This window comes from Burkholderia sp. MSh2 (assembly GCF_000731655.1).
Lineage (GTDB): Bacteria > Pseudomonadota > Gammaproteobacteria > Burkholderiales > Burkholderiaceae > Burkholderia > Burkholderia paludis.
Window position 1 is genome coordinate 1 of the sequence record NZ_JPGM01000083.1, and the last position, 14,451, is coordinate 14,451.

13 protein-coding genes and 1 pseudogene are annotated in these 14,451 nt (G+C 68.1%); 9 read left to right on the top strand and 5 right to left on the bottom strand.

Annotated features, from left to right (window positions below; translation table 11 throughout):
* From GQ57_RS34255 to GQ57_RS34275, 6 genes and pseudogenes are all read left to right on the top strand, one after another.
* Positions 1 to 468 (top strand): YadA-like family protein (locus tag GQ57_RS34255; RefSeq protein ID WP_034200179.1); only part of this gene is annotated, 468 nt, incomplete at its 5' end.
* Between the two features lie 3 nt (positions 469 to 471).
* Positions 472 to 585, top strand: a pseudogene (locus GQ57_RS44485) (IS6 family transposase); the annotation flags it as partial.
* A 1,016-nt stretch (positions 586 to 1,601) separates the two neighbouring features.
* Positions 1,602 to 2,963, top strand: coding sequence for a 30S ribosomal protein S12 methylthiotransferase RimO (gene rimO, locus GQ57_RS34260; RefSeq protein ID WP_031403497.1), 1,362 nt, complete (start codon positions 1,602 to 1,604; stop codon positions 2,961 to 2,963).
* A gap of 3 nt (positions 2,964 to 2,966) precedes the next feature.
* Complete coding sequence (locus tag GQ57_RS34265; RefSeq protein ID WP_034200180.1) at positions 2,967 to 3,893, top strand: sugar kinase; 927 nt, start codon at positions 2,967 to 2,969, stop codon at positions 3,891 to 3,893.
* Positions 3,894 to 4,063: 170 nt separating this feature from the next.
* A complete protein-coding gene (locus tag GQ57_RS34270; protein ID WP_031403495.1) occupies positions 4,064 to 4,606 on the top strand; it encodes a hypothetical protein in 543 nt (180 codons plus the stop codon).
* 113 nt (positions 4,607 to 4,719) lie between these two features.
* Positions 4,720 to 5,901: a cystathionine beta-lyase gene (locus GQ57_RS34275; RefSeq protein WP_034200181.1), complete on the top strand. Its 1,182-nt coding sequence runs from the start codon at positions 4,720 to 4,722 to the stop codon at positions 5,899 to 5,901.
* 103 nt (positions 5,902 to 6,004) lie between these two features.
* Here the strand turns inward: GQ57_RS34275 and serB are convergent, their stop codons facing one another.
* Positions 6,005 to 6,850 (bottom strand): phosphoserine phosphatase SerB, encoded by an 846-nt coding sequence (gene serB / locus GQ57_RS34280; RefSeq protein WP_031403493.1) that lies wholly within the window; start codon positions 6,848 to 6,850, stop codon positions 6,005 to 6,007.
* A 202-nt stretch (positions 6,851 to 7,052) separates the two neighbouring features.
* Positions 7,053 to 7,994, bottom strand: a complete 942-nt coding sequence (locus GQ57_RS34285) for a LysR family transcriptional regulator (RefSeq protein ID WP_034200182.1) — start codon at positions 7,992 to 7,994, stop codon at positions 7,053 to 7,055.
* A gap of 127 nt (positions 7,995 to 8,121) precedes the next feature.
* Here GQ57_RS34285 and GQ57_RS34290 point away from each other — a divergent pair, with 127 nt between their 5' ends.
* Positions 8,122 to 9,138 (top strand): zinc-binding alcohol dehydrogenase family protein, encoded by a 1,017-nt coding sequence (locus tag GQ57_RS34290; protein WP_034200183.1) that lies wholly within the window; start codon positions 8,122 to 8,124, stop codon positions 9,136 to 9,138.
* Between the two features lie 158 nt (positions 9,139 to 9,296).
* Positions 9,297 to 9,848, top strand: coding sequence for a DUF6013 family protein (locus tag GQ57_RS34295; protein WP_031403490.1), 552 nt, complete (start codon positions 9,297 to 9,299; stop codon positions 9,846 to 9,848).
* A 240-nt stretch (positions 9,849 to 10,088) separates the two neighbouring features.
* Here GQ57_RS34295 and GQ57_RS34300 read toward each other — a convergent pair whose 3' ends face one another.
* The gene (locus GQ57_RS34300) at positions 10,089 to 10,892 is read right to left on the bottom strand and encodes an ABC transporter permease (RefSeq protein ID WP_034200184.1); all 804 of its coding nucleotides are present in this window, start codon (positions 10,890 to 10,892) and stop codon (positions 10,089 to 10,091) included.
* Complete coding sequence (locus tag GQ57_RS34305; protein WP_034200185.1) at positions 10,889 to 11,590, bottom strand: ABC transporter ATP-binding protein; 702 nt, start codon at positions 11,588 to 11,590, stop codon at positions 10,889 to 10,891. Before GQ57_RS34305 ends, GQ57_RS34300 begins: the two co-directional genes overlap by 4 nt.
* A 152-nt stretch (positions 11,591 to 11,742) precedes the next feature.
* Between GQ57_RS34305 and GQ57_RS34310 the strand changes: the two genes are divergently transcribed.
* On the top strand, positions 11,743 to 13,986 hold the full coding sequence (locus GQ57_RS34310; protein ID WP_034200186.1) for an AsmA family protein: 2,244 nt from the start codon (positions 11,743 to 11,745) through the stop codon (positions 13,984 to 13,986).
* Between the two features lie 6 nt (positions 13,987 to 13,992).
* Here the strand turns inward: GQ57_RS34310 and GQ57_RS34315 are convergent, their stop codons facing one another.
* The gene (locus GQ57_RS34315) at positions 13,993 to 14,445 is read right to left on the bottom strand and encodes a lipocalin-like domain-containing protein (RefSeq protein ID WP_034200187.1); all 453 of its coding nucleotides are present in this window, start codon (positions 14,443 to 14,445) and stop codon (positions 13,993 to 13,995) included.
* Positions 14,446 to 14,451 lie beyond the last annotated feature (6 nt).

A 14,451-nucleotide genomic window follows, 5' to 3' on the forward strand; every position in this document is an offset into this window, starting at 1 on the left:
ACCGCCGGCTCGAACTCGGTGGCGATCGGCGCGAACTCCACGGACGGCGGCCGCCAGAACGTGGTGTCGGTCGGCAGCGACACGCAGCAGCGTCAGATCATCAACGTCGCGCCGGGTACGCAAGGCACAGATGCGGTGAACGTGAACCAGCTGACGCAGGTGCAGACGACGCTGTCCACGGCATTGTCGGGCCAGCAGACGCAGATCAACACGCTCGGTTCGCAACTGCAGCAGACCGACCAGATGGCAAGGCAGGGTATTGCCGCGGCGACGGCGCTGACCATGATGCCGCAGGTCGAACCCGGCAAGACGATCAACTTCGCTGTCGGTGTCGCGCGCTTTGCCGGCGAGTCGGGCATGGCGTTTGGCGCGAGCGCGCATGTCTCGACCAACGGCATTCTGAAGCTGGGCATCGGCATGTCGGGCAACAACAAGACTTACGGTGCCGGGTATGGGTATAGCTGGTGATTTTCAGGCATCGAGTCGATGCACCGTATTCGTAAGGGGCAGTTCGACCTCGGTGCTCTCGGGCTCAGGGATAGCGCTACGCTCTCCAACTGGGATGCCGTCTTGTTCAACAAATGAGGTGTAAGCGAACAATTCAGCACTCTTCATGCCGGGTGACGTGCAATCGACAGACGAGCGTAGCCGCATCGCGATGGTCGAGATCGCTCAGCGATGTCCACGGTTTTGTGATCGGCGGCGCGCCGGCGCCCAATAATGTTCTGCGCCAAGATCACCGCGCCGCAGTAGCCACAATAGGTGATGCCCGGCCCGATCACGCCCCCGGGGATTTTGTGGCGCCCGCGCTGCTCGGCCAGGTATCGCAGATCCGCGAACTCGGCCGCCAGAAGGCTGGGCGGGATTTCGGTTTGCCGGTAGCCGGTAGGGGTGGCTTGACGCCGAGCAGCCACTGTCGATGATCTTGAGCCAGCGGTCGGAGAGCTTGCGCACAGTCCGGACTGCGCCGTGTCCCTGCTTGAACATTTCGATGACGAGGCCTACCGCGGACGCCCGGTCGTCGGCCAACTTGAATGCACCGGTTTCGGTCTCCTGCACCCAATGCGGATCCTTCCCGACGCGGACGGGCGCGCGCCACGTGCCGGTGATCCACCCCCGGGGCACTGCCGGCGGATGGCTGTCTTCACGCATTTGCTCTTCGTATCCGACTCCTCGTGCACGCAGATCAGCAGCAGGCTGTAAACGAGGTCCATCGGTTGCGTCCTGAGGCGCTCGCGGTTGTATTCACAGCCGTTGCAGGCCGTCGCAACCGTGACTCGCCTTGACGATCTGGGCGAGCTGCGCTTGCGCCTACAGCGGCTCAGCGCGGCTCAAGCGATCCAGACCCTCAACGATCAGCGCTGAGCCGGCCGACACTTGACCACCCCCGGCGAGCCTTGCCGCACATGGGGCTGGTGGTATGCCGATAGCCCTTTGGCCCGGAGTGATGGGGACGCACCAAGCTCCATCTCGTTGGCCGTTGCCCAGCAGGCGGCGTACTCAAGCGGTCGATCGACACTACCGCCGGCCGCTTGTTTTGGGTCACTGAACCGTAAATGGCTGTAAACTCACGCTTTTGCTGCCACGCCCCCACATTCCAGATGTCCCAATCCCCAAAAGTAGGGTTCGTATCCCTCGGGTGCCCGAAGGCCCTCGTCGACTCCGAACAGATCATCACGCAACTGCGCGCCGAAGGTTATGAAATCTCCGGCACCTACGACGGCGCCGACCTCGTCGTCGTGAACACCTGCGGCTTCATCGACGAAGCCGTGCAGGAGAGCCTCGACGCGATCGGCGAAGCGCTGACCGAGAACGGCAAGGTGATCGTCACCGGCTGCCTCGGCGCGAAGTCGAGCGCGAGCGGCTCGAACCTGATCGAGGAAGTCCACCCGAAGGTCCTCGCCGTCACCGGCCCGCACGCGGTGGGCGAAGTGATGCAGGCCGTGCATTCACACCTGCCGAAGCCGCACGACCCGTTCGTCGACCTCGTGCCGGCAGCCGGCATCAAGCTCACGCCGCGCCACTACGCATACCTGAAGATTTCCGAAGGCTGCAATCACCGCTGCACGTTCTGCATCATCCCGTCGATGCGCGGCGATCTCGTGTCGCGTCCGGTGGCCGAGGTGATGCTGGAAGCCGAGAACCTGTTCAAGTCGGGCGTGAAGGAACTGCTCGTGATCTCGCAGGACACGAGCGCGTACGGCGTCGACGTGAAGTACCGCACGGGATTCTGGAACGGCAAGCCGATCAAGACGCGCATGACCGACCTGGTCGCCGCGCTGGGCGAACTCGCGGCGCAGTACGGCGCGTGGGTGCGCCTGCACTACGTCTATCCGTATCCGAGCGTCGACGAAGTGATTCCGTTGATGGCCGAAGGCCCGTTCAAGGGGCACGTGCTGCCATACCTCGACGTGCCGTTCCAGCACGCGCACCCCGACGTGCTGAAGCGCATGAAGCGCCCGGCGAACGCGGAGAAGGTGCTGGAGCGCGTGCAGAAGTGGCGCGAGATCTGCCCGGACCTGACGATCCGCAGCACGTTCATCGCGGGCTTCCCCGGCGAGACGGAGGAGCAGTTCGAAACGCTGCTCGACTTCATCCGCGAGGCGGAGCTCGACCGTGTCGGCTGTTTCGCGTATTCGCCGGTCGAAGGCGCGACCGCGAACGAACTCGACGGCGCGCTGCCCGACGAGGTTCGCGAGGAGCGCCGCGCGCGCTTCATGGAAGTTGCCGAGGAAGTGTCGGCGAACCGCATCCAGCGCAAGGTCGGCAAGACCCTCAAGGTGCTGATCGACGAAGTCAGCGAGGAAGGCGGCATCGGCCGTACGGCGGCGGATGCGCCGGAGATCGACGGCGTCGTCTATGTCGAGCCGGCGACGAAGGCGTCGAAGCGCTACAAGGTCGGCGATTTCGTGTCCGTGAAGATCACGGGCGCCGACGGCCACGATCTGTGGGGCGAGGTCTAAGCGATGACCGCTGCATTTCCGGAGATTCTTGCGCTCGGCGAGGCGATGATCGAATTCAACCAGGCGCAACCTGGCCGTGCTGAATTCCTGCAGGGCTTCGGCGGCGACACGTCGAACTTCTGCATCGCCGCGGCGCGCCAGGGCGCGTCGACGGGCTTCGTGTCGGCGATCGGCGACGATCCGTTCGGCCGCCTGCTGGCCGACATGTGGCGGGCGGAAGGCGTCGACGCGACGTATGTGCGGATCGATCGCGCGGCGCCGACCGGCGTGTATTTCGTCACGCACGGCGCCGACGGCCACCAGTTCGACTATCTGCGCGCGGGCTCGGCGGCGAGCCGCTATGCGGCGGGCGACCTGCCGCTCGATGCGCTGGCGGCCGCGAAGGCCGTGCACCTGTCGGGCATCAGCCTCGCGATCAGCACGACGGCGTGCGACGCCGCATTCGCCGCGGTCGACCATGCGCGCCGCCACGGCGCGAAGGTCAGCTTCGACACGAACCTGCGCCTGAAACTGTGGCCGCTGCCGCGGGCCCGCGCGGTGATGCGCGAGGCGCTGCGCCAGACGGACATCTGCCTGCCGAGCTGGGACGATGTCACGGCGCTCACGGGCGCGAACGATCGCGACGCGATCGTCGACGCGATGCTCGAACACGGGCCGCAGGTCGTCGCGCTGAAGCTGGGCAAGGAGGGGGCGTACGTGGCGACGCCGAACGAGCGGCGCGTGGTGCCGGGCTTCGCGGTCGAAGCCGTCGACGCGACGGGCGCGGGCGACTGCTTCGGCGGCGCCTTCGTTGCGCGGATCGTCGCGGGAGACGATCCGTTCACGGCTGCGCGTTACGCGAACGCGGCGGCGGCGCTGTCGACGACGGGCTACGGCGCGGTCGCGCCGATTCCGCACCGCGACGCGGTGGCGCGCCTGATGCAGGGCTGATGCGAACCGCGCACGCCGCCCATGGCATCGCGCGAACGATGCATGAGACCGGAAGGACGACGAGTCGACATGCAACGCGATGCGGGGTGAGCGGCGTACGTACCGCGATCGGCGGCGGGCAGGGCATCGCCGCGATTTTCGAGCGAATCTGAAGCAGGGAGCAACACAAGGTGGGTCGATATTCGGAATGGCAACGGGCGCTCGTCGTCGCATGTGCGCTGGCGGCAGGCATCGCGCTGCCGGGCGCGGTCGCGGCGCAGGCCGCCGCGCCGGGTGCGCAGCAGGATGATCCGGCACCGGCGCGGCCGCTGCGGCCGAATCCGGAGTTCGCCCGGTTGCCGCGCTACGAAGGGACGCTCGGCGGTCGGCCGATCGTCGTGCATCTCGGGCCGAAGACGGACGAGGAGGGCGTGCACGGCGAATACCAGTTTGCCGATACGGGCGAGGTCGTGCTGCTGGCGGGCGATCGCGACGGCGACACGCTCGAAATCGAGGAATCGAACGACGGCACGAACATCACCGGGATCTGGGTCGGCCGTTTCGATGCGACCGGCGACCTGAAGGCCGACCGGATGAATTCGGACGAATCGGACCCGCAGCCCGTCGTGCTGCGTCTCGCGCCGGGCAAGCGCGCGGCGCTGCAGGTGCGCGACGGCCGCGTGCAGGAGATCGAGACGGTAGGCGGCGTCGTCAACCTGCGCACCGACGACTGACGGCGCGCTGGCTCGGCGTGCGCGGCGCGCATTGTACCGGGCCAACCGCGCCGATTTTCGCTAATCTGGCGACATATTCCGCAACCGAACGGCCTTGTGCCCGGCTTCCTGTCATGACTGCATCCAATTCCAAGCGCGCGCTGCAAACCCGCATCGTTCAACCCGACGACGTGATCCCCGAAGGCTTCCGTTCGTTCGTGCCGCCGGTCGAGCGCGCGTCGACGGTCGTCTTCCCCGATCTCGCGACGATGCGCGCGCTCGTCTGGCACAACGACAACCAGTGGCGCTACGGGCTGCACGCGACCCCGACGTCGCTCGCGCTCGCGCAGCGGCTTGCCGAGATCGAGGGCGGCACGCATGCGCTGCTGCAGCCGTCGGGCCTCGCGGCGATCATGAACGTCTACTTCGGGATCGTGAAGGCCGGCGACGACGTCCTGATTCCGCACAACGTGTACGGGCCGAATGCCGACTTCGGCAACTGGCTCGCGAAGGATTTCGGCATCACCGCGCGCTTCTACGATCCGCTGGTCGGCGCGGGCATCGCCGACCTGATCCAGCCGAACACGCGGCTGATCTGGATCGAGGCGCCGGGCTCGGTGACGATGGAAGTGCCCGACGTGCAGGCGATCACGGCGGCCGCGAAGGCGCGCGGCATCGTCACCGCAATCGACAACACGTATTCGGCGGGGCTCGCCTTCAAGCCGTTCGAGCACGGCGTCGACATCTCGGTGCAGGCGCTGACCAAGTACCAGTCGGGCGGCAGTGACGTGCTGATGGGCGCGACGATTACCGCGAGCGCGGAACTGCAGGCGCAACTGAAGCTCGCGCGGATGCGCTGCGGGATCGGCGTGTCGGTCGACGATTGCTCGCTCGTGCTGCGCAGCCTGCCGAGCATGCAGGTGCGCTTCGACGCGCACAGCAGGAGCGCGCTGGCGCTGGCGCAATGGCTGAAGGCGCGGCCCGAGATCGCAGCGGTGCTGCATCCGCAGATCGCCGACTGCCCGGGGCACGCGTCGTTCATGCGCGATTTCACGGGCGCGGGCGGACTGTTCTCGGTGGTGTTCGACGCACGCTACAGCGCGGAGCAGATCGATCGCTTCGTCGAGTCGCTCGAGCTGTTCGCGATCGGCTGGAGCTGGGGCGGTGCGTGCAGCCTGGCGATGCCTTACGACGTCGCGTCGATGCGTCCGGACTGGTCGCATCGCGGCACGCTGGTGCGTTTCTATGTCGGTCTCGAAGACGAAGCCGACCTGCGGGCGGACATCGAGCGCGCGATGGAGGCTGTACTCGGCTGATCGCGGGCCGGCCGCGTCCCGCAAAAAACGACGCCGGCGCGATCCAGGATCGCGCCGGCGTTTTCATTGGCGGGGCGGCGTTTTCATTGGCGGGGCGGCGGAATCAGAACAGCCGCAGCAGCCCGTCGAGACCGACGTGATCGAACGCGACCGTCGCCGCGTCGCGCACGACGGGCTTCGCATGGAACGCGACCGACAGCCCGGCTTCGGCCATCATCTTCAGGTCGTTCGACCCGTCGCCCATCGCGATCGCGCGGCGCGGCTCGAGGCCGAGCGATGCGCACGTCTCGCGCAGCAGGCGTGCCTTCACGTCGGCATTGACGATCTCGCCGAGCACCTTGCCGGTGAGCTTGCCGTCGACGATCTCGAGCGTGTTCGCATGCGCATGGTCGAGGCCGAGGCGCGCCTTCAGCCGCTCGGTGAAGAACGTGAAGCCGCCGGACACGAGCAGCGTCTTCAGGCCCGCGGCCTTCACGCCGGCGAGCATCGTCTCGGCGCCCGGCGACAGTTGCAGCCGTTCCTCGTACACACGCTCGAGCGCCTGCGCATCGAGCCCGGCCAGCAACGCGACACGGCGCGTGAGGCTCTCGTTGAAGTCACGGATCTCGCCGCGCATCGACGCTTCGGTGATCTCGGCGACCTGGGTTTTCAGCCCGCAGAAGTCGGCGATCTCGTCGATGCATTCGATCGTGATCAGCGTCGAATCCATGTCCATCACGACGAGCCCGAAATCGCCGAGCGCACGGCCGGCCTCGACGAACGCGAAATCGAGCGCGTGCGTGCCGCAGTAGGCGTCGATGTCGAGGCGCTGTGCCGGGTTCGCGCCTTCGATGCGCAGCGCGCGATCGTCGGTCTGCACGAGGCGGGTGCCGCGCGACAGCGCAAGCAGCGGTTTGTGATGGGCGTCCGACAGCGGTGCAAGGCTCTGGATGACGAGATTGTGGGTCATGACGGGATGGTTGGGAGGCGAATGAAAGGCATGCGCGGCTAACGGGCGGCCGCCTGCGGACGCGGCCCCGTTCGGCCGGGGCGCGCTCGGCCGGGCCGGTGCGTCGCGAACGCGCCATTGTAGCCGGTCGGTCGCGGCCGGTACGAATCCCGAGGCCGGACTCGAACCGGCGCCTGCGCGGCGTGAGCGCGAGCGCCTGCGCTCATTGCCCGTCCGCGCGATCCCAGTAAGGCGGATCGCCGAAATGTTCGGCCAGGAACGCGATGAACGCGAGCGTCTTCAGCGGCACATGCGCGCGGCTCGGATAGACGGCCCAGATCGCGATATCGTCCGCGAACGGATAGTCGTCGAGCACCGTGACGAGCGCGCCGCTCGCGAGCAGCGGGCCGACGTCCCAGGTCGACTTGATCGCGATCCCGAAGCCGTCGACGAGCGCTTCGCGGATCGCCTCGCCGTTGCTGGCAATGAGCCGGCCGCCTACCCGCACCGTGAGCGGGCCTTGCGGCGTGGCGAACGACCAGTCGCGCTGGTCGCCGAGGATCACGCATTCGTGTTGCGCGAGATCGGCCGGGTGGCGCGGGGTGCCGTGCCCGGCCAGATACGCGGGCGAGCAGCACAGTACGCGGCGGTTCACGGCGAGCCTGCGCGCGACGAGCGTCGAATCCTTCAGCGCGCCGAGGCGGATCGCGACGTCGTAGCCTTCGTCGACGAGATCGACGATCTCGTCGGACAGCCGCAGGTCGAGCGAGACCGACGGATAGCGGCGCAGGAAGGCGGGAATCACCGGTGCGACGTGCTGGCGGCCGAACGACGACGACATCGACACCTTCAGCCGCCCGTACGGCTCGGTGCGGCCGCGGCCGACCGATGCGCGTGCGGTGTCGGCCGCCGCCAGCAGCGTGTCGGCGTGCGCCATGAAAACCTCGCCGTCCTGCGTGAGGCTGATGCGGCGCGTGGTGCGATGCAGCAGCCGTGCACCGAGCTGGCGCTCGAGCTGCGCGATGCGTGCGCTCGCGACGGCGGCCGACACGCCGAACTCGCGCCCGGCCGCGCTGACGTTCGCCAGCAGCGCCGCGCGCACGAACAGCGCGACGTCGAGCAGGTCGAGCGGTTTGTCGGGGGCCGGAATCGGGTCGGACGTCATTATTCTGAAATTTCTGAAAATGTTTCAGGAAATATAGCGGTTTTCTCGAAGGATCGGGTTGCCTACGATGATGTTCGTGGGGCGGCGCCAAAGCCCGCCCGGTTGTTTACCTGACAGGAGTATCGAGATGAAAGCCGTTGGACTGACCCGCTATCTGCCGATCGACGATCCGCAAGCCTTGCTCGACGTGGAACTGCCGCAGCCCGTGCCGGGCCCGCGCGACCTGCTCGTGAAGGTCGAGGCGATTTCCGTGAACCCGGTGGACACCAAGGTGCGTGCACCGAAGCCGCAGGTCGAGGAAGCGCCGCGCGTGCTCGGCTGGGATGCGGCGGGCACCGTTGTCGCGGTCGGCGCCGAGGTCACGCTGTTTCGGCCCGGTGACGCCGTGTTCTATGCGGGCAGCATCACGCGGCCCGGTGCGAACAGCGAATTCCATGCGGTCGACGAACGCATCGCCGCGCTGAAGCCGCGCACGCTCGACTTCGCGGCAGCGGCCGCGCTGCCGCTCACCGCGCTGACCGCGTGGGAAGCGCTGTTCGACCGGCTCCACGTGTCGCCGCAGGGCGCGGATGCCGGCAAGTCGGTGCTGATCATCGGCGGCGCGGGCGGGGTGGGGTCGATCGCGATCCAGCTCGCGAAGCAGCTCGGCAAGCTGCACGTGATCGCGACCGCGTCGCGGCCGGCATCGGCCGAATGGGTTCGTTCACTCGGCGCCGACGCCGTGGTCGACCATTTCGGCGATCTGCCCGCGCAGTTGCGCGAGGCTGGGTATCCGAACGTCGACTACGTGCTGATGTTCAACGACACCGATCGTCATTTCCCTGCCGCCGCGGAAGTAATCCGGCCGCAGGGCGGCATTTGCACGATCGTCGAGAACGAGAAGCCGGTGCCGGTCGAATTGCTGAAGGCGAAGAGCGCCGCGTTTCATTGGGAATTCATGTTCACGCGTGCAATGTTCGAGACGCCGGACATGATCGAGCAGCACCGGATCCTCGGCGAAGTGGCGCGGCTCGTCGACGGCGGCACGCTGCGCACGACGCTCGGCGAGCAGCTCGGCGCGATCAATGCCGCGAACGTGCGGCGCGCGCACCGGATGCTCGAGGCCGGGCGCGCGATCGGCAAGCTCGTGCTGAGCGGCTTCTGAGCCGGTATCGCGCGTAAGGTTGCGGCGCCGCGAACGCAAGCGGGGTAACACCCGATGCGTTTGCGGCGCACTGCATGCCGCTTGGCGGTAGACTGGCAGCGCATCATGCATCGAAACCGCGCGGCACGCGCGTGCCGCCGCATACCAAGGAGGTCAGCATGAGCCAACGCAGCTTGTCAGTCGCCGCATCGTGGTCGGTCGTGCTCGCGGCGGCGTGCGTCAGCGCGAGCGTATTCGCGGCGCCGCCGATCAAGGGCAGCCTGAAGGGCGGCGGTACCGGACAGCTCGAATACACCGTCATGGTCGACTCGAAGACCTTCGGCAACACGCAGGAGACGCGCAAGATCCGGTCGGGCGAGACCGACGATTTCAACTGGAAATCGGTGCCGCCGAGCGGCGCGGTGGCGATGCCCGACGGCTGCCCGAACACCGACAGCCTGCCGCGCGACGAGAACGGCGCGATGGTGCGGCAGACCCAGGTGCGGCTCGCGCCGTCGGTCGACGCGAAGGGGATCGCCAACGTGCAGCTGAGCTTCCAGGCGGCCGCGCCGAAGGGAACGCGCAACGTGACGGCCGGCGGCAAGTCGCTGCAGTGTCCGGACGTCGTGTCGGTGAGCCAGGTGAAGTGGGTGTCGATTCCGACCAACGGCGGTTCGAAGTCCATCACGATGAGCGACGGCACGAAGGTGACGGTGTCGATCAAGCGTTGAGCGGCGTGCGCGGGCCGGCGCTCCCGGCGCACGCGCAACCGGCCTGACCGTCGGGCAACGCGATATGTGAACGTCGCGTGTCGCCGTCATCACGCTTTCCCGGGATTTTCTTCGCAGTCCGTTGCTGTTGCAGCGGCGCGGCGACCTGCGTGGCGTCATGCGAAGGTCACGTCCTGCGCGCCCGCGCCATCGTCATCGTTTCCCCGTCCCGGCGTGCCGATCGCGCTGCATCGTCGCGCGTCAGGGCGTGCGCTCCTCGAGCCGCGACGCGAGAAAGCGGTGATCGGCCGAGAACAGCCGGCGATAGGTCATCAGTACGGCGCCGACCGTGCCGAGCGCGGATGCCGCGGCGATCAGGAACATGATCACGATCTGGTAGCGCACGGCCTGCAGCGGCGACTGGCCGGCCAGCACCTGGCCCGTCATCATCCCCGGCAGGCTCACGATGCCGACGACGGCCATCTGGTTCAGCGTCGGCAGCATGCCCGCGCGCACGGCCTGGCGCGCGGCGTCCTGCGCGGCCTCCCAGCGCGTCGCGCCCAGTGCAAGCGCGGTTTCGACGCGATCGCGGCGGGCCGTGAGTTCTTCCATCATCCGCTCGACGCCGAGCGATACACCCGTGAGCGTATTGCCCAGAATCATGCCGAGGATCGGAATCGCGTATTGCGGCGCGTACCACGGATGGATGCGGATCACGACGAACAGGCCGATCGCCGCGACGAACCAGCTGCTGAACCAGATCGACACGATGCTGTCGACGCGCTGGCCGCGATAGGTGCGCTTGCCGCGTCCCGCGCCGGCGAAACCGGCGATCAGCGTCATCAGCGCGGTGAGCGGCAGCACGACCGTCCAGTGCGGATGGCCGAACACCCAGCCGAGCACGTAGCCGATCGCGAGCAACTGCACGACGGTGCGCACCGCCGCGAGCGCGAGTTTGCGGCCGAGGCCGAGCGACAGTGCCGCCGAGATCGCGCCGTTGACGGCGACGAGCGCGGCGGCGATGCCGACGTCGACGAGACTCAGCGTCTGCAGGGCCGGGCTCATTGCGCCGCCTCCGTCGGCTTCGCGACATGCATGACGCCGGCCTGCATGACGAGCTGTATCGTGCCGATCCGCGCTGCCTGGGCGGGGTCGTGCGAGATCCACATGTACGCGCGGGCGTCGGGCGCCGCGTCGAACCATGCGCCGACGAGCGTCTCGATCGCGCGCGCCGATTCGGGGTCGAGCGCGGACGTCGGCTCGTCGAGCAGCAGCACGTCGGGATCGAGCTGCAGCACGCGCAGCAGCGCGGCGATCTGCGCTTCGCCGCCCGACAGGTCGCTCGCGCGCTTGTCGAGAAAGCCGGGGTCGCGGCCTGCCTGCGCGGCAAGCGCGTCGGCGCGTGCGCGGTCGAACGCCGCGTCGCGATAGATCGCGAGCGTATACGGATAGCGCAATTGCGATTCGACGGTGCCGTCCATCTGCGCGGGGCGCTGGCGCACGTATGCGACGCTGCGCCGGTAGCGCGGGATCGCGCTGCGCCGGATCCGGCTGCCGCGCCACAGGATGCGGCCGCCGTCGAGCGGATCGAGCAGTGCGAGCGCGCGCAGCAGCACGCTCTTGCCCGAGCCGGACGGCCCCGTGATGGCGATTCGCGATCCCGCCGCGACGCTGAAATCGGTCGGGGCGAGCAGGGTCCTGCCGCTGCTGGCGTCGCGCCGCGTGATGTGCTGCGCATCGATGAGGCCGGTGGGGGCTGTCATGTCACAAATGAAAAAAAGCGTTAATGGCGCCGAGACGCCATCATGGCGTGCGTCATAATACCGGCTGAAAAGCCGCGAGTGTCGTGCGCCGTTCGTCCACGCAAGCGGCCCGGCATGACGCGGCAACCCGTCAGAACAACAACGGAACCGCCATGACGCTAACCCGAGCCATCGGCAGATCGGCTGCATGGGTCGTCGGTATCGTCGCGGTACTCATCGCGGCGGCCGGCGTCTTTCTCTTCGTCTTCGACTGGAACCGCGCGAAGCCGTGGGTCAACGAACAGGTGAGTGCCGCGCTCGGCCGCCCGTTCGCGATCAACGGCGATCTCAAGATCGGCTGGCGCCGCCCCGACGGCGAGACCGGCTGGCGCGCATGGGTGCCCTGGCCGAGCCTGTCGGCCACGCAGCTCGAGATCGGCAATCCCGACTGGGCGAAGACGCCCAGGTTCGTCACGCTCGACGCCGCACATTTCGATGTCGCGATCCTGCCGCTGCTCGCGCATGAAATCGTCATCCCGTCGATCGACGTCGTGAATCCGGTCGTCGACCTCGAGCGGCTCGCCGACGGCCGCAACACGTGGACCTTCCAGTTCAAGCAGTCGTCGCAGCCGTCGCCGTGGAAGGTGCGGCTCGACAGCTTCGGCTTTGCAAAGGGCACCGTCACGTATCGCGACGCGATCACGAAGGCCGACCTGACCGTCGCGATCGATACGCTCGGGCAGCCGATTCCGCTCGGCGACGTGCTCAAGGAGCAGGAGCAGACGTCGCGGGCGGCGTCGGCGCAGCGGGTCGGCAAGCACGGCGCCGCGCAGTTGGGCGCGAAGGCCAGCGCGCAGGCGGCGGCGGGCGCTTCCGCAGCGCAGGCGGCGAGCGCGGCGTCGGCTGCGTCCGCCGTGGCGTCGGCCGCCCCTGCGGCTTCTTCCGTATCGGCTGTTGCCGATGCAGCCGCGAAGCCGTCGGGCCCGACCTATGCATTCGGGCTGAAGGTGGACGGCCGCTACAGGAACGTGCCGATCAGCGGCACCGGCAAGCTGGGCGGCGTGCTCGCGATCCAGGATGCGTCGAAGCCGTTCCCGCTGCAGGCAGACGTGAAGGCCGGCGATACGCGGCTCGCGATCGTCGGTACGCTGACCGATCCGTTGCATCTCGCGGCCATCGACCTGCGGCTGTGGCTGCAGGGCACGTCGATGTCGCATCTCTACGCAATCAGCGGCATCACGCTGCCCGACACGCCGCCTTACGCGACCGAGGGGCGGCTGATCGGCAACTTCAAGCCGCACGCGAGCACGTTCCGCTACGAGAACTTCAACGGCCGCGTCGGCGGCAGCGATCTCGGCGGCACGCTCGCCTATGCGCAGCGCGAACCGCGGCCACAGCTGTCGGGCGAGCTCGTGTCGAACCTGCTGCAATTCTCGGATCTCGCGCCGGTGATCGGCGCCGATACGGCTGCGAGCAAGGCCCGGCGCGGCGACACCACGAAGCAGCCGGCGGGCCGCGTGCTGCCGGTCGAGACGTTCCGCACCGATCGCTGGCGCGCGCTCGACGCGGACGTCAAGTTCACGGGCCGCAAGCTGATCAAGCGTTCGGACCTGCCGATCACCAATCTGTACACGCACATCGTGATGCAGGACGGCGTGCTGTCGTTCGAGCCGCTGCAGTTCGGCGTCGCGGGCGGCACGCTGTCGACGACCGCGCGTCTCGACGGCAGCGGCGCGCCGCTGAAGGGGCGCTTCACGGTGGCGGCGCGGCACCTCAAGCTCAAGCAGCTGTTCCCGGCGCAAAAGGTCATGCAGTCGGCGCTCGGCGAGATCAACGGCGACGCGTCGCTGTCGGCGACCGGCAATTCGCCGGCCGCGCTGGCCGCGACGTCGAACGGCGAAGTGAAGGCGCTCGTGACGGACGGCCGCATCAGCCGCCTGCTGATGGAGGCGGCGGGGCTGAACGTCGCGAACGTCGTCTACGAGAAGCTGTTCGGCAACAACGACGTGAAGATCAACTGCGCGGCGATCGATTTCGTCGCGACCAACGGGATCCTCGATCCGAAGGTGTTCGCGCTCGATACGGACGATGCGCTGATCAACGTCGACGGCCCGATCAGCCTGCGCGACGAGACGCTCGACCTGAAGATCCATCCGCATACGAAGGGCTTCCGCATCTTCTCGCTGCGCTCGCCGCTGTATGCGAAGGGCACGTTCAAGAACCCGAACGTCGGCGTCGATGCGGGCGCGCTCGCGCTGCGCGCCGGCGCGATGATCGGGCTCGGGCTGATCAACCCGTTCGCGGCGCTGATTCCGCTGATCGCGCCGAGCAACAACAAGGGGGTGCCGTGCTCGGCGCTGTTCGGCCAGATGAACGCGAAGGCCGCGCAGCGGGCGGCGGCGAAGGCCGGCAAGTGACGGGCGTCAGCGGCCGGCGCGCGCCCAGAGCAGCACGACGTCGACTTCCCGGCCGCCGATCCGCACGGGGGCGACGGGGCCGAGTTGCAGGCGATCGCCGTCGAGCATGACGGCGCGCTGCTGGACGTTGCCGATCCAGTTCGGGTACAGGCTGACGTCCATTTCGTGGGTCAGCGTGCCGTCGTCGGCGACGCGAAAGGGGCCGGAATAGGCGATGTAGCCGCCGGCCGCCGCCGCGCGCTCGGCGGGCGTGCCGCCTTGCAGGTCGCCGTCGGCGTAGGGCGGCCGGCCGGCGGCCATCAGCTGCGCGGACATGTAGCCGTCCGGCGTGTAGAGGAGCCAGCCGCGCGCGTCGCGGCCGAGCGGATAGGCGGCCGCGCCGCCGTCGCGCGGGCGGATTTCGTAGGACACGAGGCGCCATGCGCCGACGAGTTGCGCGCGAAGCTGGCTGGCAAGCATGCGGGG